The 20,052-nt window shown below is 64.0% G+C and carries 13 protein-coding genes; all 13 read right to left on the reverse strand.

The genetic code is table 11. The features are described from left to right. Nucleotides 1–13 precede the first annotated feature (13 nt). The 13 genes from JHL16_RS12840 to JHL16_RS12900 all read right to left on the reverse strand — a co-directional run bounded on the left by JHL16_RS12840 (nt 14) and on the right by JHL16_RS12900 (nt 19,978). Nucleotides 14–5,470 (reverse strand): putative Ig domain-containing protein, encoded by a 5,457-nt coding sequence (locus JHL16_RS12840; protein WP_200185237.1) that lies wholly within the window; start codon nt 5,468–5,470, stop codon nt 14–16. Between the two features lie 64 nt (nt 5,471–5,534). Next, nucleotides 5,535–7,223 carry a choline dehydrogenase gene (locus tag JHL16_RS12845; RefSeq protein WP_200185238.1) on the reverse strand — a complete coding sequence of 563 codons (1,689 nt, stop codon included), beginning with the start codon at nt 7,221–7,223 and terminating at the stop codon, nt 5,535–5,537. A gap of 58 nt (nt 7,224–7,281) precedes the next feature. Next, nucleotides 7,282–8,409 carry an ABC transporter substrate-binding protein gene (locus tag JHL16_RS12850; protein WP_200185239.1) on the reverse strand — a complete coding sequence of 376 codons (1,128 nt, stop codon included), beginning with the start codon at nt 8,407–8,409 and terminating at the stop codon, nt 7,282–7,284. An 80-nt stretch (nt 8,410–8,489) separates the two neighbouring features. Next, the gene (locus tag JHL16_RS12855; protein WP_200185240.1) at nt 8,490–9,593 is read right to left on the reverse strand and encodes an ABC transporter ATP-binding protein; all 1,104 of its coding nucleotides are present in this window, start codon (nt 9,591–9,593) and stop codon (nt 8,490–8,492) included. A gap of 10 nt (nt 9,594–9,603) precedes the next feature. Continuing rightward, nucleotides 9,604–10,398 (reverse strand): ABC transporter permease, encoded by a 795-nt coding sequence (locus JHL16_RS12860; RefSeq protein WP_200185241.1) that lies wholly within the window; start codon nt 10,396–10,398, stop codon nt 9,604–9,606. Then, nucleotides 10,395–11,336 carry an ABC transporter permease gene (locus tag JHL16_RS12865; RefSeq protein WP_200185242.1) on the reverse strand — a complete coding sequence of 314 codons (942 nt, stop codon included), beginning with the start codon at nt 11,334–11,336 and terminating at the stop codon, nt 10,395–10,397. Before JHL16_RS12865 ends, JHL16_RS12860 begins: the two co-directional genes overlap by 4 nt. Nucleotides 11,337–11,339: 3 nt before the next feature. Next, nucleotides 11,340–12,161 (reverse strand): sugar phosphate isomerase/epimerase family protein, encoded by an 822-nt coding sequence (locus JHL16_RS12870; protein ID WP_200185243.1) that lies wholly within the window; start codon nt 12,159–12,161, stop codon nt 11,340–11,342. Nucleotides 12,162–12,199: 38 nt separating this feature from the next. Continuing rightward, complete coding sequence (locus tag JHL16_RS12875; protein WP_200185244.1) at nt 12,200–13,132, reverse strand: aminotransferase class IV; 933 nt, start codon at nt 13,130–13,132, stop codon at nt 12,200–12,202. A gap of 25 nt (nt 13,133–13,157) precedes the next feature. After that, the gene (locus JHL16_RS12880) at nt 13,158–14,336 is read right to left on the reverse strand and encodes a M24 family metallopeptidase (protein WP_200185245.1); all 1,179 of its coding nucleotides are present in this window, start codon (nt 14,334–14,336) and stop codon (nt 13,158–13,160) included. Between the two features lie 38 nt (nt 14,337–14,374). Next, entirely contained in the window at nt 14,375–15,805 is a 1,431-nt protein-coding gene (locus JHL16_RS12885; protein WP_200185246.1) for an aldehyde dehydrogenase family protein, read from the reverse strand. A gap of 15 nt (nt 15,806–15,820) precedes the next feature. After that, nucleotides 15,821–17,593, reverse strand: a complete 1,773-nt coding sequence (locus tag JHL16_RS12890) for a thiamine pyrophosphate-binding protein (RefSeq protein WP_246770929.1) — start codon at nt 17,591–17,593, stop codon at nt 15,821–15,823. A 397-nt stretch (nt 17,594–17,990) separates the two neighbouring features. Continuing rightward, nucleotides 17,991–18,806: an IclR family transcriptional regulator gene (locus JHL16_RS12895; RefSeq protein ID WP_200185248.1), complete on the reverse strand. Its 816-nt coding sequence runs from the start codon at nt 18,804–18,806 to the stop codon at nt 17,991–17,993. 77 nt (nt 18,807–18,883) lie between these two features. Continuing rightward, a complete protein-coding gene (locus JHL16_RS12900; protein ID WP_200185249.1) occupies nt 18,884–19,978 on the reverse strand; it encodes a helix-turn-helix transcriptional regulator in 1,095 nt (364 codons plus the stop codon). Nucleotides 19,979–20,052: the final 74 nt, after the last annotated feature.

The following is a 20,052-nucleotide window of genomic DNA, read 5'->3' on the forward strand; positions in this document are numbered from 1 at the left end:
TTCCAGCCTGACTTCAGAACTCCTGCTTGAGCTGGATTTCACCACCCCAGGCTTCGAAATCAGCACTGCCGAGCCCGTCATAGAAGCCGGAGGCCGAGAGTGACGATGAGCCTCCGCCGAACAGCGTGAAGCCGAGTTCACCCCGCCCGCGCAGGCCCTTGTCCTCGAGGCCCGGGCTTTCCGCTACGGTGGTCGCGGTGTTCTCCTGGGCGAAGGTCCAGATGCCTTCCAGCGTGACGAAAGGCTCGAGCCTGGTGAAGTCATTGAGCTCCATCTGGGTGCTCACGCGCGGACCGAAGGTGAAGGTGCCGGTCGACGTCTTGACGGAGGGGATGTCGAAGCCGAGGCTGTCCTCGTACTCCTCGCTCTTCTCCTCGAAATAAGCGACCTCGGCCTTGGGCTGGATCGTGAGCCGGTCGAAATCGAAACGTCCGATGAGCGCGCCCGAGATCAGCCAGCGCGTCGCATCGACCTCGTCGTCATAGGTGCCGAAGGGCGACACGGTGTTATAGGACTGCCCCCAGGCGGCGCGGGCGTCGAAGAAGAAGTTCTCCGACAGGCGCGCCGTCAGATAAGGCCCGATCATATAGCCGAAACCGTCCATCTCGGCATCGTCCTCGCCCTCCAGGTCGGTCCAGTCGAGCTGGCCACCGAGCCCCAGGAGCAGGCCCGGCGTCACCAGATAATCGGCGCCGGCATGCAGGATGGCGAAATTGCCGTCACCGCCTTCCGCATTGAAGCGGGCGAACTTGCCTTCGACCCAGATATCGAAGGGATTGAGCGGCGCGTCGTTGTTGCGGTCGGCATAGAGTCCGTCGAAACGAAGCCCCTGCTCATCTTCACTCCGGTCGTCCTTCGCCATGGCGCGGCGCAGGCTGTAGCTGAAAGTGGCATCGCGCTCGGTGAAGCGCAGGCCGAAAGGCAGCATGTCGCCGCCGAAGCTCATGCCGAAGCCCGACACGCCACCCTGCCCCGAATAATTGCCGGTCAGCCGTTCGATGCGGCGGGTGGACTCCGGCCCGTTGGTGAGGATCAGCTGCGAGCGTGCTTCCAGAAGCTGGCCGATGAGCCCGGTCGTCTTGCTGATATCGGAGGCCGACAGCGTGCAGGTGACCTGGACGCCCGACACGACGGTGATGCTGCCGCTGCGCGTCTTGGGATCGATTGTGCTCACCCCGTCGCTGCAGGTCGCCTCGGCCACGTCGAAACTCTGCGGCACGCTGAAGGAAATCGGGAAGGTGCCGGGATTGACGCCGATGGCGCCCGATGAGCCGCTGCCCGATGTGGTGCTGACCGAGAAATTGAGCGGCGTCTCGGGTGAGGAGAAGTTGAAGGTGCCGTCGACCGTCGTGTTGATGACCATCGTCACGCGGCCCTGCGCGCGCTGCACCACCGTGACGGTGAAACTGTCGGTCGTCTCATTGCCGGCGACATCGCGCGCGACATAGGTGTTCACCGTCGGTCCCAGCGGGAAGGTTGCGCCGCTGGCTAATCCGGAGGTCTGGGTGATGGTGACGCCTGGGATATTGTCGGTCGCGGTCGGCCCGCTCCAGGTCACCATCTTGCCCGTCAAAGGCGGGTCGACCTCGACGGTGATATCGTCCGGGAATGTGTCGAAGACCGGCGGCGTGTCGTCATGGGCCGTCAGCGTGTAGCTCTCAGCGCTGCTGGAGAACGGACCGCCATCGCCGACCGGCGTGGCGTCCGTCGCCCTGACCGTGAAACTGAATGCACCGGTCTGGGTGACAGTGCCGGACAGGACACCGTCTTCGCTGAAGCTCAGGCCCGTGGGCAAAGTGCCGGTCAGCGTGAACTTATGCGGGGTCTGCCCGCCCGTCGCGGTGAAGGTCTGGCTGAAGGCGGCGCTGGAATAAGCATTGAGCGCGCTGCCCGGTGTCGGACCGGTCACGGTCACCGTCGGATCGGTGACGGCGAGCGAATAGGACACGGCAGCGCTTTCGAAGGGACCGCCGTCGATGGCGGGTGTGCTGTCGGAGACGATGATGTCGAAACTGTAGTTACCGGCGGCATTGGGCGTGCCGGACAGGACGCCGGCGGTCGAGAGCGTCATGCCGGGAGGTGCGGATGAGCCGGCGGCGAAGGCGAAGACATGCGCGCCATTGCCGCCGCTGGCGGTGAAACTCTGGCTATAGGCGACGCCTGTCGTCGCCGCTGCGGGAAGTGCACCCGCTGCCGGACCCGTGATCACGATGGTGGGGTTGGTCACTTCGAGCGTGTAGGTGACAGCGGTGCTGGCGAACGGACCGCCATCGCCGGCGGGCGTGCTGTCCGAGGCGATGATGTCGAAGCTGTAGTTACCGGCGGCATTGGGCGTGCCGGACAGGACGCCGGCGACCGAGAGCGTCATGCCGGGCGGCGCTGATGAGCCCGAGGCAATGGCGAATGTATGAGAGCCATTGCCGCCCGTCGCGCCGAAGCTCTGGCTATAGGCGGTGCCGGTCGTCGCCGCCGGCAGCGCGCCCGCCGCCGGTGAATTGATGGCGACGGTGGGATCGGTGACTTCGAGCGTGTAGGTCACCGCGACGCTGGCGAACGGACCGCCGTCGCCGACGGGCGTGCCGTCCGTGGCGATGATGTCGAAGCTGTAGCTCCCCGCCGCATTGGGCGTGCCGGACAGGACGCCGGCGGCCGAGAGCGTCATGCCGGGAGGCGCCGATGAGCCCGGCACAAAAGCGAATGTATGAGAGCCATTGCCCCCGCTCGCGGTGAAGCTCTGGCTGTAAGCGGAGCCCGTCGCCGCCGCCGGCAGCGCGCCCGCCGCCGGCGCGCTGATCGCAACGACCGGATCAATGACGGTCAGTGTGTAAGCCACGGAAGCGCCGGTAAAGGGGCCGCCCATGCCGGGCGCGGTTCCATCGCTCGGCGTGACCAGGAAACTGTAGGTGCCCGCCTCGTTTGGGGTGCCGGACAGCACACCGCCCGGCGAAAGCGACAGTCCAGGCGGCAGGCCGGCGAGGACCACGAAACTATGCGTGCCGGTGCCACCGCTCGCGGTGAAGCTCTCGCTGTAGGCAGTGCCGGTCGTCGCCGCCGGCAGCGCGCCTGCCGCGGGCGAGGTGATCGCCACCGTCGGTGCGCCGATGGTGATCAGATAGGCCTGAGCCCCGGTCGCGCCATAGACGTCGGTGGCGGTGATGATGAAGCTGAACGGACCGACCGCGGCCGGTGTGCCGGTTATCGCACCGGTGTCCGGATCGAGATCGAGCCCATCCGGCAGATTCCCGCTGATAAGCTCGAATTCATAAGGCGCGGTGCCGAGTGAAGCGATGATGGTCGATGAATATGGTGTAGTCGCCGCCTCGCCGGTCGTGGCGATCGCCGACAGAGTGAGCGTCGGCGGCGTCACGGTGATCGACACCGTGGCTGGCGTCGAGGTGCCGGTTACATTGGTCGCGGTATAGGTAAAGCTGTCCGCGCCGGAATAGCCGGCCGTCGGCGTATAGGTGATCGACGTCCCGACCGCCGTTGCCGTCCCATGCGCCGCTGTCCCGGCCGCGACACTGGCCGGCGCTCCCCCGGTGATGTTGAGCGTGATCGCATTGTTGGCGCTGTTCGCCGCCACCGTGGCGCTGACATCGTTGGCGATCGGCGCCGCCGGATTGACGGTGATCGAGACCGTCGCCGGCGCCGAGGTGCCACCGGCATTGGTCGCCGTGTAGGTGAAGCTGTCCGGCCCGAAATAGCCGGCCGTCGGCGTGTAGGTGATCGATGTGCCGCTGGCGGTGGCGGTGCCGTTGCTGGCCTGCGTTCCAACGGCAACGCTGGTGGGAACACCACCAGTGATGCTGAGGGTGATCGGATTATTGGAGCTGTTGAAGGCCACGGCGGGCGCGGTAACTGCATTGGCCACAGGCGGCGGCGGGTTGACGGTGACCGTCACCGTGGCCGGCGCCGAGGTGCCGTCCGCATTGGTGGCGGTATAGGTGAAGCTGTCGGGGCCGAAATAACCGCTGGTCGGCGTATAAGTGATCGATGTGCCGGAGGCGGTGGCGGTGCCGTGGCTCGCTTGCGTTGCAACCGCAACGCTGGCGGGCGTGCCCCCGGTGATGCTGAGCGTGATCGGATTGCTGGTGCTGTTGTACGCCACCGTCGCGCTGACCGCGCCAGCGATCGGCGGATTGGGCGCCACGGTGGTGACCGAATAAGTACGGTCGCCGGTATAGGGACCGTCGCCGGTGCTCGAATCCTGAGCCGTCACCGTGAAACTGGACGCTCCCGCGCCGGTCGGTGTGCCGGAGATCACCCCACTGCTCGGATCGATCGAGAGGCCGGCCGGCAAATCACCAGGCGGGACACTATAGGTATAGGGGCCGGTGCCGCCGCTCGCCGTCACTGTCCGGCTGTAGGGAATGCCTGTCACCGGATTGGGCAAGGTCGACGGATTGACCGTGATGGTCGGCGGGCTGACTGTGATGGTCACCGTGGCGGGCGCCGAGGTGCCGGCGCTATTGGTCGCCGTATAGGTGAAGCTGTCGGGGCCGCCATATCCCGCATGAGGCGTATAGGTGATCGTGGTGCCGACGGCGGTCGCCGTGCCATGGGTCGCCTGTGTGCCAACCGCGACAGTCTGCGGCGTCCCCACGGTGATGTTGAGCGTGATCGGATTATTCGTACTGCCATAACCAACCGTCGCCGCCACCGGATTGGCGACCGGTTGCTGGGGAGCGATTGTGATCGAATAGGCGCGTGAGATACGGAGCTTGCCGTCGGGCGGTGTCGTGCCGGTCGAGCTGTCGGCTGCTTCGATGGTGAAGTTATAGGTGCCCGCCATGGTCGGCGTGCCCGACAGCTGGGCGGTGCTCGACGTGCCGGTGGGCGAGGTGACCGTGCCCAGCGACAGGCCCGGCGGCAAGGTGCCCGAGGAAACGGTGAAGGCATAAGGCGAAGCGCTGCCGGACGCGGTGAGTGTGACGGCCGGATAGGCCGTGGCGACAGTCCCTCCCGCAAGCGCGCCAGCGGCCGGCGTCATCGACAGTGTCGGAGGACCAACCGTCACTGTGACCGTGGCCAGACGGTTATTGGCGACATTGCAGCCGATATTGTCGTTGCAGAACCATACTGTGAAGGTGTCGGTGCCGGAGAAATTTGCTGCCGGTGTATAGGTGAGCGTGTCATCCGCGGTGTTGACCGCCGTCACATACGAGCCGCCTCCCTGCGTCGTTCCCCTCTGGGTATAGGGCGAAAAACCTGAACTCGGCGAACCGGGATGCAATATATAGTTCGTATCGCAAGCTGAGAACTCGTCGAAGTTCTCCGTCATGCTCATCACATGATTATACGCCGCAGAATTATAGGGAACGCTGAAATCGATGCTGCAGGTGGCCTGCGCCTGTGCTTCGCGCGGTACGATCAATGCGGAAATGCCGAGAAGCGCCGAAAGGAGAAGCCGGATCGCTGTCAGCCGACGCCTCGCATAGCCACGCGCCGCCGCTCGTTGCGGTATCCCCATCTGCCCGTCCCTCTCACCGTGTAAGTCAGTATAGTGACTTACTTAACGTGAGTCCGCAACAAAATCAGACGGCGGGTTGCGCCTTCGCAACACTCAACTGAACATTGCCGAGCCGGCCGGCAAAAGGCGCCTTGAGGGGATCGAGCTTGCGGCCCAGGATCGCGTCGGCGAGCTTTTCCGCCACCATCATCACCGGCACATTGGTATTGCCGGTGGTGACACTCGGAAAAACCGAGGCATCGATGACACGCAGCCCCTCGACCCCCTGCAGCCGACCATCGGAATCAACCACCGATTGCGCATTTTCCTTGGGTCCCATGCGGCAAGTACCGGACGGATGGAAGCCGCTGGTGCCAGTATTGCGACAGAATTCCAGCACGGCCTCATCCGAGGTCGTATCGGGACCGGGCCTGAGCTCTTCCCCCCGCACCCCATCAAAGGCCCTTTGCGCAACAATGTTGCGCGCAATTCTGACACAGGTGATCGCCTTCTGCCGGTCGAACTCGGTCGAGAGATAGTTGAAGGTGATGTGGGGCGCCGCCAACGGGTCCGCCGAGGGGATTTCGACCTGCCCCCGGCTCTTCGGCCGCTGGTGGCAGATGGCGATGGAGAAACCCGCGGGAGACGGCTGCGGCACATAGCCGGTCGCCGTCTGGAACGGCATGAATTGCATCTCGGTATCGGGATAGCCGAGCGCGGCCTCGCTGCGGACGAAGGCCACAGCCTCGTCATGATTGGATTCGCCCAGGCCCTTGCGCGTCAGCATCCAGCGCAGGCCGATCAACGCCTTGCTGAGCTTGGTGAGCCGCGGATTGAGCGACGCCGCCGGCGGACAGGTCCAGCACAGATAGAATTCGAGATGATCCTGCAGATTGCGCCCGACACCCGGCAGCTCATGCACGAGCGCGATGCCGGCCTTGCGCAGGGCCTCGCCCGGACCGATGCCGGAGCGCAGCAGGATCTGCGGGCTGTTGAAGGCGCCGGCCGACAGGATGACCTCGCGCCGGGCGCGCGCCTCCTTGCGAAGCCCCCTCTGGATATAGGCGACACCGCGGGCGCGCCCCTCTTCCACCAGCACCTTGTCAGCGGTCGCTTCGGTGATGATGCTGAGATTCTTGCGGCCGCGCACCGGACGCAGATAGGCCCAGGACGTGCTCGCCCTGATCCCATCGTCGGTATTGCGGTCAAAGAGGCCGAAGCCCTCCTGCTGAGGACCGTTGATGTCGGCCGTCCGCGGATAGCCTGCCTGCTCGCCCGCCGCCAGAAACGTGTTGTAGGACGAGAAGCTCAACGGCCCATTGCGCACCTTCACGGGACCGGAACGGCCGCGATAGAGATCATCGCCGCCCTCGAAACTCTCGAGCCTTTTGAAATAGGGCAGCACGTCCGCATAGGACCAGCCCGCCGCCCCTTCGCTCACCCAGCGCTCATAGTCATTGGGATTGCCGCGCGTATAACACATGCCGTTGATCGAGGACGAACCGCCCAGGATCTTGCCGCGCGGATGAAACACCTGCCGGCCGTTAAGATAGGGCTCGGGCTCGGAATTATAGAGGTAATTGTATTTGGCGCGCTCGAAATTGATGCCCATCGCGGCAGGCATCCTGACCGTCCAGTCGCTGTCGCGGTCGGCCGGCCCCGCTTCGAGCAGCAGCACCCTCAGCTTCGGATCGGCCGACAGGCGATTGGCGACGATTGCCCCCGCCGAGCCCCCACCCACGATGATGTAGTCGAATTCCGCCGGGCTCGTCACAGAAGATGTTCCTCAACAAAAACATACCCTCACCCCCAACGGGGGAGAGGGTATCGGATCAAATCCCCGCCTTCACTTCCTCGAACATGGCATTGACCTTGGCGTTGACCTCGGGCGCGAACTCCTCATAGAAGCGCCCGCCCTGCAGCACCTTGTCGGGATTATCGATGCCGAGCTCCTCGAGCCGGCTGGTATCGGTGATCGCATAGGCTTTCGCATTGGGCGAGCCATAGCCGAATTTGTCGATCAGGACCTTGCCGCTTTCGGCCGAGATGAAGGCGTCGATATAGGCGAGCGCCTCCTCCTCCGAGCCCGGCCCGCCCTTGACGCGCACCGTGACGTCGACCCAGCTGAGCCGCCCCTCTTTCGGCGTCATATAGCCGACATCGACGCCTTGGCTCTTGAGCGTCGAATAGGAGCTGTTCCAGCCATAGGCGGCGACGATCTCGCCCGACGCCATGGCCTGTTGCATATCGGTTTCGTTGGTCCAGTAGAAGCGCAGCAACGGCCGCTGCTCGACCAGCTTGGCGCGGATCTTGGCCAGATCGTCATCCGACATATTGTAGGGATCGGCGATACCGAGCACGAGGGCGGCCACCACGGTCACCGAATCCATGCCATCGCGCTGGGCCAGACGGCCGCTATATTTGGGATCCCACAGGATGTTCCAGCTCTGGTTCTCGACATATTCGGGCGCCAGATCGCGGCGATAGATCACCGAGCTGTTGCCCCAGGCCGCCGGCACCGCCACCACGTCCTCACCGACCTTCATGCCCCTGAGCGTTTTCAACTGTGGGAAGACATCCGCGTAATTCGGAAGTTTTGAGACATCAATGGGCGCGAGCAGTCCGGCATCATGGAAGCGCTTGAGGACGGCGCTGCCCGGCTGCGCCAGCGTCGGAAGTGCACCGGCGCGCATGCGCTGCAGCGCTTCCTCATTGTCCGCGAACAGCTGGACCGCCGGCGAGCCGCCATAGGTTTCCGTGAATTTCTTATGCAGATCGGGCGACGAATAGGCCTCCCAGGTGGCGATCGAGATCGACGGCGCCGCCGCGGCGGGACGAATATAAGGCAGCGTCAGCACACCGACGCCCACCGCCATCAACGCCTTGTGGATGTCGCGCCGGGTGAAAGCCTTTTTGGTAAGCCCGTCCTTGAATTCGGAGAGTTCGATTTTCCTGGTCATTTCTGCCCTCTTTCTGGGTCGTTTCCCTGACAATCTGGTATATTTGCTATTATCGGATGTCAACCGCTATTATAGCAATATCAACTTACCGGCAGGAGAACGCAGGCCTCCGGCGTCCAATTGAGCCAGACGCCCTGCCCTTCATCGACACACGACTCGACGCTGCGGGTGAGCTTCTGGGTGGCGACCGCGATGCGCCGGGGATGGCCCGCCGCCTCGACGTAATAATGGCTGCGGTCGCCGAGATAGGCTTCAGGTCCCATCCGGCCGGCGATCATGTTGGGCCCGGGCGCGGGGGCGCTCTTAAGGAGCCGCAGCTTCTCCGGCCTGACCGCCAACGAAACCCGCTCTCCTGTCACCGGGCGATGCTCGCTCACGCCTGACAGCAATGTGCCGAGCGGACCTCCATCGATCTCGATCTCGTTGCCGCGCACCGCTTTCACGACGCCGTCGAAGAAATTCATCGTGCCGATGAACTCCGCCACGGTCCGGCAATTGGGCGTCTCATAGATGCGTGTCGCCGTATCGATCTGCAGCACCTTGCCCTTCGCCATGATGGCGATACGGTCAGACATGGTGAGCGCTTCTTCCTGGTCATGCGTCACGAAGACGAAAGTGATGCCGACCTGGCGCTGGATCTGGCGCAATTCGAGCTGCATCTCCTCGCGCAGTTTCTTGTCGAGCGCGCCGAGCGGCTCATCGAGCAGCAGTACCTTCGGCTTGCAGACGAGTGCCCGCGCCAGAGCGACGCGCTGGCGCTGGCCGCCCGACAGCTGGTCCGGCCGGCGCGATCCATAACCCGGCAATTTGATCGTCTCGAGCGCCTGATCGACGATCGCATTGAGCTCACTCTTCGGCAGCCGCAGGCGCGCCAGGCCGTAACCGATATTGGCGCGCACATCGAGATGCGGGAAGATCGCATAATTCTGGAACACCATATTGGTCGGGCGCCGGTTCGGCGCCACGTTCGACATCGGCTGGCCGTCGATGAGGATCTCGCCGCGGCTCGGTTGCTCGAAGCCCGCCAGCATGCGCAGCAAGGTCGTCTTGCCACAGCCCGAGGGGCCGAGGAGCGAGAAGAACTCGCCGCGCCCGATGTCGAAGGAGACGTCGTCGACCGCCTGGAAGGCGCCGAAGGATTTGCCGACGCCGCGGATGGAAATATAGGTTTCGGATGCGGTCATGGATCGCGCCTCATTTGGCCTGAACGTCCTGCCGCCTCAGCCATTCGGAGAGAGCGACCGCGACGAAGGAAAACAGCAGGATCAGGCTGCCCAGCGCCAGCACGCCCGGCAGCTTGTTCGGAAAGCGCAGCTGGCTGAAGATGAACATCGGCAGCGTCGCCTCATTGCCGGCGAGGAAGAAGGCGAGCACGAATTCATCAAAGGATATGGTGAAGCAGAGAAGCAGGCTCGCCACGATGCCGGGCAACGCCAAGGGCACGGTGACCCGCCAGAAGGTACGCCAGGCGCTTTCGCCGAGATCGAGGGACGCCTCCTCGAGGCTGCGGTCGAAACCCTCGAGCCGCGAAGTCAGCACCAAAGTAGCGAAAGGCAGGCAGAGCAGCACATGGCCGGCGCCGACGGTGAAGAGCGACAGCGGGATCTCGAAGATCTGCCGCGCGATGACGAGAAGCCCGATGCCCAGAATGAGGACCGGCACGACCAGCGGCAGCAGCAGCAACCCGGTGATGAGCCTTTTGCCGGGTAGATATGGACGCGTCAGCCCCTTAGCGGCGAGAAGGCCCAGCGCCGTGCAGATGATCGACACCGTGACCGCGAGCTTGAGGCTGTTCTGCAGCGCCTGGATCAGCGGCCCGTTCTCCGCCATCTGGCGGTACCATTCGAAGGTGAAGCCCTTCAAAGGGAAGGCGATATAGATGCTGTCATTGAAGGAGAACAAAGGCAGCAGCAGTACCGGCGCATAGAGGAACAGCAGGTAGAGCACCGCATAGAGGAAAAGCGCGTCGAAGCGGAACAGCCGGCTCATGCGCGCGCTCCCTTGGCCGAGGACCGGCCGGGGCCGACGAGCTTAAGGAAGAGGCAGACGAGCAATGTGATCGCCAGCATGGCGATGATCGACACCGCGGCGCCGAGCGGCGCATTATTGGCCTTGCCGAAAAGCGACTGGATGATGTTGCCGATCATCACGCCTTCGGTGCCGCCGACCAGCGTCGGCGTGATGTAATCGCCGACCGTCGGGATGAAGACGAGCAAAGTGGCCGCGATCACCCCCGGCATCGACAACGGCAAGGTCACGCGCAGGAAACGCCTCAACCGCCCGTCGCCGAGATCCGTTGCCGCCTCGAGCAGCGACCGGTCGATCTTCTCGAGCGAGACATAGATCGGTAAGATCGCGAAGGCGGCCCAGCTATGGGCGAGCGTGCCCGTCACCGCGATCGGATTATAGAGCAGGAATTCGAGCGGCTTGTCGATCAGGCCGAGGGAGATCAGCCCGGAATTGATCACGCCATTGAACCCTAAGATCACCTTCCAGGCGAAGACGCGCAGCAGATAGCTGGTCCAGAACGGCACCGTGATCAGGATCAGCCAGACGAGCTTGTGGCGCTTGACCCGGAAGACCAGGAAATAGGCCATGGGATAAGCGAGCAGCACGACGATGAGGGTCGCTACGAGCGACATCTTGATCGAGCGCCACAAGAGCGTCAGATAGATCGGCTTCTCGAAGATGCCGAAGGGATTGGCCAGGAAATCGATCGGCTTGTCGGCAAGCGCGAAGATCGCCGCGTAATTCTTGAAGGTGAATTCCTTGACCAGGGTGAAATAATCCTGGCTCCAGAAGCTCAGCACGATCAGCGCCAGGAGCGGCACCACCAGCATGGCGAAGGCCACCACCAGCGCCGGCGCCAGCAAAAGATAGCCGCGCAGGCTCTCGGGCCCCAAAGGTGATGTGCCGGGCGCGCCCATCGCTCAGAGCCGACGCGTGAGCGCGGCGGCGCTCTGCTTGAGATCGGCGTCGGGGTTGGTCGAGATGATCTCGAAGACGAGGACCGACCCGAGATCGAGATCCGTAATGCTCCGCGCCAGCGTTTCGAGCGGCACGATGCCGTGCGGCGTGTCGAAGGCACGGTGCTCCGGCACATCAGCGCGTGTATCGGAGAGATGCACCGCTTTGAGCCTCGGCTTCAGGAGCTCCAGGCTCTCGGCCAAATCCTCCTGCAGGAAGGCGGCATTGGCGATGTCATAAGCGATACCGATCCCGTCATCGCCATGCTCCGCGAGCGCCGTCATCAGATTGGCGGCGCGCGGCAGGATCGACATCGGCATGTTCTCGACCAGGAGCTGCACGCCGAGCCGCTTGCCGACGGCATTCAACGTCGCGAGCCCGTCATGGAACCAGCTGAGCGTCGTCTCGCGCGGCAGCGATAGGAGCCCATTGGGCTTGCCCGGCCCGATGATCAACGCCGGAGCGCCCAGATCGGCAGCGAGCTCGAGCCCGCCGCGCATGAGCGCCAGCGTATAGGCACGCATCTCCGGCGTCGCCCCGGTGAGATTGAGATCCATATTGGGCTGGTTGAGCCCGCTGATGGTGATCTCTTCGGCATCGACGAGGCGGCGCAGCGCCAGGCGCTCAGGCTTTGACAGTTCCGATGGCCAAAGATGGCCCGGAAACATCATCAGCTCGAAGCTGCGATAGCCCTCCTTCATGAGATGCCGAAGGCAATCGACGGCGCTCATGGCATACATGTAGGAATAGGTGTTCACGCCGAAAGGCGATGCCTCGACTGCCATGGCCTGCTCCACCGGCTTGCCCGCTCAGTTATGTCCGCTCAGTTGTACTCGACCGGCGTCGCATCCGGGCCTTGGCCGTGGCGCGCCCAATAGCCGTCGCGCAGGCGCGACGTCACGGCGCCCGGCCGGTCATTGCCGTAGATGCGCCCATCGAGACGCGTCACCGGCATCACGCCGCCGCCGGTCGAGGTGATGAATACCTCGTCCGCCCCGCGCAATTCCTCGGCGCTGAGCTTGCGCTCCTCCGCCACAAATCCCTGCTCCCTGGCGAGCTCGAGCACGGTGCGCCGTGTCACGCCTTCGAGCACCCCGGCATCGGGTGTCACCACCTTGTTGCCGATGACGGCAAACACATTGAAGCCCGGCCCTTCGGTGACATTGCCGTCATAATCGAGCAGGAACACCGAATCGACGCCCTTGTCATAGGCTTCCCAGATGCTGCGCACCGAATCGAGATGGTGGAAGTTCTTCACTTTCGGATCGACCGAGCCGGGTGGGATGCGGAAGGTGGAGCCGATGATGACATGCAGCCCCTTCTCGCGCTTTTCCGGCGAAGCGAGCCAAACGAAGGGAATGGAATAGGCGATGAAGCGGTTCTGGCACAGCCGCATGTCGCGGCTACCGACCGGCGGGCGCCCGCGCGTGCAGATCATCGCCACATAGGCATCGCGATAGCCGCTGCGCTTGACGCATTCCATCAGGATCGTGCGGACTTCATCGCGGCTATAGGGGATCTTGTAACGCAGGGCGTCCATCGAAGCGAAGAAGCGGTCGAGATGCGCCTCCAGGCGGAAGAAGCTGCCCTGCCACACATGCGCGACGTCATAGGTGACGTCCGAGCGGGTGAAGCCGAAATCGAAGACCGAAACCGTCGCCTCGCTCACCGGCACGAACTTGCCGTTGAAGAAGGCGACGCCCGGAATGTCCTCGACGGGCCTGGTGTCTTTTTCGATTTTCTCGATGATCGTCATTGTTTCCTCCCTGGTTCCTTGCCGTTCAAGCCCCGATCACGGTGATCTCGCGCGGCGTGCGGCGGTTCAGTGCTTCCTTGCCGGTCTCCGTCATCACCAGGATCTCCTCGATGGTGATGTCGCAGCCATTGCCATAAGTGAGATTGGGCTCGACCGAAACCACGAGGCCCGGTGTGAGCTCGGTATCGTCATTGCGCGTGATCGAGGGCGCCTCGGTGATCTGGAAACCGATGCCATGGCCCATGCGCTCGCCGCGTGCCGCCGGCCCCTCGCCCGACAGCACCTTATACTGCGCGTGCCAGACATCGCGGGTGCGCACGCCGGGCTTCATCGCCTGGAGCCCGGCCTCGGTCGAACGCCAGACGAGGTCGTAAGCATGTTTCGTCGCCTTGTCGGGCTCGCCGATGCCGAAAATGCGCGGCACATCGGTGAAATAGCCGTCGATCTGGCCGCAGACATGCAGCAGCAGCACATCGCCCTTCCGCATCGGCCGGTCGGTCGAGGGCAGGATGGTCGAGGTATAGCCGCCGGGGCCGGAGGTCGAGATCAGATAGGGCACCGCATCGGCGCCATTCTGCATCAGATGCAGGCTGAGCTTGCGGGCGATGCTGCGCTCGCTGTCGCCCGGCTCATAAAGGCTCGGCAGCACATCGAGGCTGTCGCAGACGATGTCGCCGGCAAGCTTGATGCGGGCCACCTCGCCCGGTGATTTCACGCTGCGCAGCCGCGCCATGAGCTTGCTGCAATCGACGAAGGTCAAAGGCTGGATACGGTCGCGGATGGCGAGGAAATCGTTGAAGGGCACGCCCAGCCGGCATTCCGGCCCGAGCTCGGCGCCGATCCAGCCGAATTCACGTTTCACGTTGGCGAGAGTGGAGCTCACCAGCGACACGCCTTCATCGCCGGGCTGCGGCGACGGCCAGGTCTCGATCCGGTCAATCGCCGAGGTGGCGCGCATGACCACCGCGCCATGCTCGGAAACGATGGCGACCGGGTCACCCACCCGCGGCAGAATGAAGAACCACGGCCGCGTCAGGCTCAGCCAGAAGGGGGTGACGAGCCCGGTCAGGTAATTGAAATTGAACTCCGACGTGATCAGCAGCGCGTCGAGCTTGGCTTCCGTCATCAGCGCGCGGGCGCGCTCCATGCGCGCTTCGAATTCCGGCCGGGTGAATGCCGCGGGGCGCTTTCGGGCGCTTGTCATTGGTGTTCCTCCATCCATTTTCTTCTGCCCGGCATGCCTCAAAGATTGAAGACGACGAGACGCTGATCGGTCATATCCTCGATCGCATAACGCGGCCCCTCGCGCCCCATGCCGCTATCCCTGACGCCGCCATAGGCCAATTGATCGGTCCTCCAGGTCGATGTCCCGTTGACGATGATGCCACCGGTCTTGAGCTTGCGCACGAGATCGAAGGTCGTTTGATTCGAGGCGGTGAAGATACCGCATTGCAGCCCGAAACGGCTTCGATTGGTGAAGTCGACGACCTCGCTCAAATCATCATAAGGAAGGATGCTGACGACCGGACCGAAGACCTCGTTGCACACCACCTCCATCTGCGGCTTGACGTCGACGAGAACGGTAGGCTCATGGGCGGCGCCGTGGCGGACACCACCGGTCAGGACCTTCGCGCCATTTTTCCGCGCATCATCGACCCAGCTTTCGACCCGCTTCGCCGCCGCCTCATCGATCAGCGTGCCGACATCGGTCGCCGGATCGAGCGGATCGCCGAGCTTTAGCTCCTTCACCTTGTCGAGCAGGATGGCCACGAAGGCGTCGAAACGCGAACGCTCGACCAGCACCGTCTGCACCGAGATGCAGCTCTGCCCGGCAAGGCGCATCGAATTGCGCGCGCAGGCGGTCGCCGCCGCGGTGATATCGGCATCGGAATGGACGATGGTCACGCCATTGCCGCCGAGCTCCAGCGCCACGCGCTTCAAGCCGCTGCCGGCCTTGATCGCCGTGCCCGCCTGGGTCGAGCCGGTGAAGGTAATGAAGTCGACGCCCGGATGGGCAACCAGCGCCTTGCCGATCTCGGCGCCGCCATGCACCACATTGAGCGCGCCCTCTGGAAAGCCCACTTCCTGGACGATCTCGATCATCCGCTGGATGGCGAGCGGCGTCTGCGGCGGTGGCTTCAGCACGATCGCATTGCCGGCGGCGAGCGCCGGCGCGACTTTATGCGCGGTGAGATTGACCGGCGCATTGAAGGGCGTGATCGCCGCCACGACGCCGACCGGAAAGCGCAGGAGAAAGGCATAGCGCCCCGCCCCCATGGCCGACCCGTCGAGCGGCACATGGCGGCCCTCGATGCGGATCGCTTCCCCCGCCGACAGCGAGAACGTGTCGACGGCCCGGTCGATCTCACCTTGCGAATCGCGCACGGCCTTGCCGCTCTCACGGCTGAGCAGCTTGGCGATCTCCGACTTCTCGGCGGCAAGCCGCCCCGCCACCTTTTGCAGGCGGTTCTGGCGCTCATGGCCGGGCATCGCCGCCATGGCGTCCGCTCCTTTGCGCGCCGCGGCAATGGCGTCTTCGAGATCGCTCAGGGTCGCCTGTGCCGAGGCGCCCACCGTGTCGCCGCGATAGGGATCGACGATCGGATGTTGGTTCTTGGAGCTGCGCCAGGCGCCGGCGATCAGCATCGGCGCGTCTTTGTGGTCTTTCGTCATCGGAGCCTCTCGGGATCAGAACAGGACGCGGCTGCCGAAGACCGGCTCGCGATGCTGAAGCGGTGGCAACTGCCAGGTGCCGGTGCTCGGCGGCTTGATGTCGGAGCGCACATGCACGTCGATCAGGCAGGGCTTGCCGAGGCGGAGCGCATGCTGAACGGCGCTGCCAAGCTCGTCCTCATGTTTGACCGTCAGGCCCTCGACGCCGCAGGAGCGCGCCATCGCGGCGAAGTCCGGATTATAGGCGTCCTTGTTGGAGCCGTGATGGAAGGCGGTGCCGATCTCGCGCCCGTCGAACAGCCCATGCTGCAGGTCGCGGATGGCGCCCCAGGCGAAATTGTTCCACACGATCCAGATCGCCGGGATGTCGTATTCGACCGCCGTGCACAGCACATGCGGCGCCATGGTGAAGCCGCCATCGCCGACCACCGCCACATGCGGCCGGCCGGGGGCGGCGAGCGCCGCGCCGAGCACCCCGCATACCCCGAAGCCCATCGCCGAGAAGCCCCAGGAATTGAGCATGGCTTGCGGATGCCGCGCTTTCCAGAACTGCATGAACCAGTTGTGATGCTGGCCTGAATCGAGGCTCAGGATCGTGTCGGCCGGCAGGATGCGCTGCAGATCGGCGACGATCGTCTCCGGCCTGACCGGAGATGTGCTCTCTGTCTCATCGGGTTTGAGGAAGTCCTGCCATTCGCGCTGCCAGCCGGCGATCGCCTTGCGCCATTGCGCGAAACGGCTGTTGGCGTCGAAAGCGCCGCGGCCGGCAAGCTCTTCCACCAGCTGGCGCAGGAAAGTGCGCGCATCGGCGGTGGCACCGATGGTGACCGGATAATTGCGGCCGATCTCGGCCGGATCGATGTCGATATGGACGAGCTTGGTCGCCGGGAAATTCCACGAATAGCCCTGGATCCAGGTCGAGGATGAGCGATCGTCGAAACGCGCGCCGACCGCGATGACGAGATCGGCATGGCGGCCCGCCTGGTTCGCCGGATATGCGCCATTGCGGCCGATGAAGCCCAAGGACAGCGGATGATACATGTCGAGCGTGCCCATGCCATTGGGTGAGCTGATCACCGGAATGGCGAAACGTTCGACGAGCTGGGTCAGGTCGGCGGAGGCTTCCGACAAGGTCACGCCATGGCCGACGAATAGCACCGGACGTTCGGCGCGGGCGACGAGATCGGCGATCTCGGCGATGGTCTCGCGCGCCACGCCGGAGCGGATCGTCGTGCCCTTGGCGTCGGACCGCGTCACCGTCACGTCGGCCTCTTCCTGGAAGACGTCATAGGGCACATCGAGATGCACCGGGCCCGGGCGTCCCGACACCATGAGATTCATGCTCTGGCGCAAAGCGAGCGGCAGCATCTCCGGCCGCGACGGCTGGAAAGAGCGTTTCACATAAGGCCGCATCACCGAGGGAAAGTCGCCCTGGAAATGCTGATAGGATTCCTGGAACGGCCCGCGATTGAATTGCGAGGTCGGCACATTGGCGGTGATGGCGAGAAAGGCCGAGGAATCGGCCTGGGCGCAGGCGGTCGCCATGACGATATTGGCCGAGCCCGGCCCGCAGGAGGTGAGCGTCGCCACCGGTTTGTGCGCCACGCGGAAATAGGCATCCGCCATATGGCCGGCCACCTGCTCATGGCGTGGCGAGATCAGCTTGATCTTATCCTGATAGTCGTAAAGCGTGTCGAGGATGCCGACATTGCCATGCCCGCAGATGCCAAAAATATAGGGCACCTCTTCCTTGGCGAGAAATTCGGCAATGATTTCAGCGCCCTTCATCTTTCCCATCGGCTCCCTCGGAAATTATCGACCTGGCCGGACCGTCTGGTGCGGCCTCTCTGGGTCTGGTTCGTATATCTCACAATATCGGATGTCAACCGACAATGTAGAAATACTGTGGATGACGCGTTTACCCTCACCCCCTTGCGGGAGGATCGACGCGAAACGCCGGGATTGGGATCTGGAAGTGTCGAATGCTTGGCGGCAGGATCAGGGTGCTCTTCTCAACCTTTCCGCGCGATCGGAAGAGCCCTCCCGCCTATGAGGCTCTCCCAATTCATTCGCACATCTCCTCCTTCCCACGCAAAGCGGGGGAAGGAGAAGGATGTGTGAATCCTGCAGCTTGCCCACGAGGTGGAGCGTAAAAACAGAGATAAATCCGAACCCGCTGTGAGACTCAGGCCTTGGCCTTGCCTTCCGAGAAGCCCAGCTCCGCCGACAGCCGGTTGGCGGCTACGATCACCTTTTGCGTGAGCTCGGGCAATTGCTGCAGGCTCACGCGCCACAGCGGTCCCGAAAGGCCGAGCGCCGCGATGACCTTGCCGGAGTAATTGCGCACCGGTGCGGCGATGCATCTGAGCTCGCCGTTGAATTCGCGGTCATCATAGGCGGCGCCGACCCGGCGCGCTTCCTTCAGATCGGCAAGGAGCCGCTCCGGGCTGGTAATCGTGCTGTCGGTGACGGATGTGAGCTTGTTGCGTGCCAGATAGGCCTCGATATCCTTGTCGGAAAGCTGGGCCAGCAGCGTCTTGCCGATCGCCGTGCAATAGGCCGGCCGCTGCGCGCCGACGCGTTCCGACAGCCTGACCGTGGCCTTGCCTTCATGGCGCGCCAGGATGACCGCCATGTCGTTGGCCATCACCGCGATATGGGTCGTCTCGCCTGTTTCATTGGCGAGCCATTCGAGATGCGGCATGGCGTCGGCGACCAGATTGGCCTCCGTCGCCGCGCTCGCCGCGAGGCCATAGATATAAGGCCCGATGCGGTATTTCTTGTCGGCATCCTGCTTCACCGGCCCGATGACGCAGAGCGTGCGCAGGAGATGGAAGGTGGTGCTGGTATGGAGCCCGATCGCCTTGCTGATCTCGGCCAGGGTCAAGGCGTGGTCGGCGCGCGCGATCAGGTCGATGATGGCGAAGCCGCGCTCGATCGACTGCACGGTGCGGACCTGCGCTTTGTCGGCGCTGTCGGCCGGGCCCTTCATGTCATCCATCTCGGAAATCCTACAAAAAGGCTTCTCACAATATCGTAAGACTGACTTAGCCCCCCACGGGCCAATTCACAAGTGCCTCACCGCGCCGGGGCGAGCTGCGCCAGGAGCCGCGCAAGGTCGACTTGCCGCCGGCAGCCGGTCTTGCCGAGTACGCTCTTCAGCTGGTTGCGCACGGTTTCGACGCTTTTGCCGTCGGCGCGGGCGATTTGCTCAGCTGTCTGCCCAGCCGCGACCCGCGCCGCCACCACCGCTTCCACCGGTGACAGATCGAACAGCGCCTGGAGCAGCGGCGTCGCCTCGGTCGGCACCGTCGAAGCCGTGGTGAGGACCAGGATGGCCGCCGCCTGCCCGAAAAGATCATGCGCGGCGCGCCGGATCGGCACCACATGCAGCACCGCCGGCGGCGCATCTTCCTCCGGCACAAGCGGCAGCGACCGCACCCCCAGCCCCGTCGCGATCAGGCCGAGCGCTTCGCCGAGCATCTCGTCAGCGCGCCGGTCGGTGAGCGCGATGCGGTTACGGCCGCGTGTCGTCCACAGGGCCTTGGCCGCTTCAAACTCGGTATTCGCGACCACCACAGTGCCCGCCCGGCTGACCGCGCAGGCTGCGAGGCCCAGGCCCGACAGGGTCTCGACTGCGGTGCGTGCCCGCTCGAAGGCAAGCCGTGCCGCCACCAGCGCCGAGCGAGCGAGATGCGGCCTGAGACCGTCGAGGCTCTGAAAGATCGCCGGTGTGAACGGCCCGAGCCGGTAATCGCCTTCGGCGCTCAGAATGATCGTGTCGCCGGTCGGCACATTGATCGCGGTGGCGATGCCGCGCCCGAAGCCGGTCGGGATCAGATACTCCGCATAAAGCGGCTCGGTAAGCATCTCGGTTTCCGTATAAACCTCGTGGTCGCCGACGAACCCGGCCCGGTTCATCGCCATAAGACGTCGCGAGCGATCCGCCCCGCCCGGGAAGCTGTAATGCTGGCGCGCAAGTTCCTCGGCGAGCGGCGAGCAGCCGATCCATTTGAAGCTCCCTGCCCGCGTGGCGACCAGCGCCGCGGCACGGCACTCCGCCACCTCCGCGAAGCCGCGCAGTACTTGCGGCCAGAACTCCGGCAGCACGGCGGCTTCATAGATGCCGTCCACCAAGTCCTCATGCGCCGATCCGCCGTCAGATCGTATCATCGCTCGTCCCGGAACTGTTACAGGTCCAACACTAGGGCAAATCCCGCCAAAGTTGAAGACTTTGGCGATAAGGA

It is taken from the genome of Taklimakanibacter albus, assembly GCF_016595235.1.
GTDB classification, from domain to species: domain Bacteria; phylum Pseudomonadota; class Alphaproteobacteria; order Rhizobiales; family Aestuariivirgaceae; genus Taklimakanibacter; species Taklimakanibacter albus.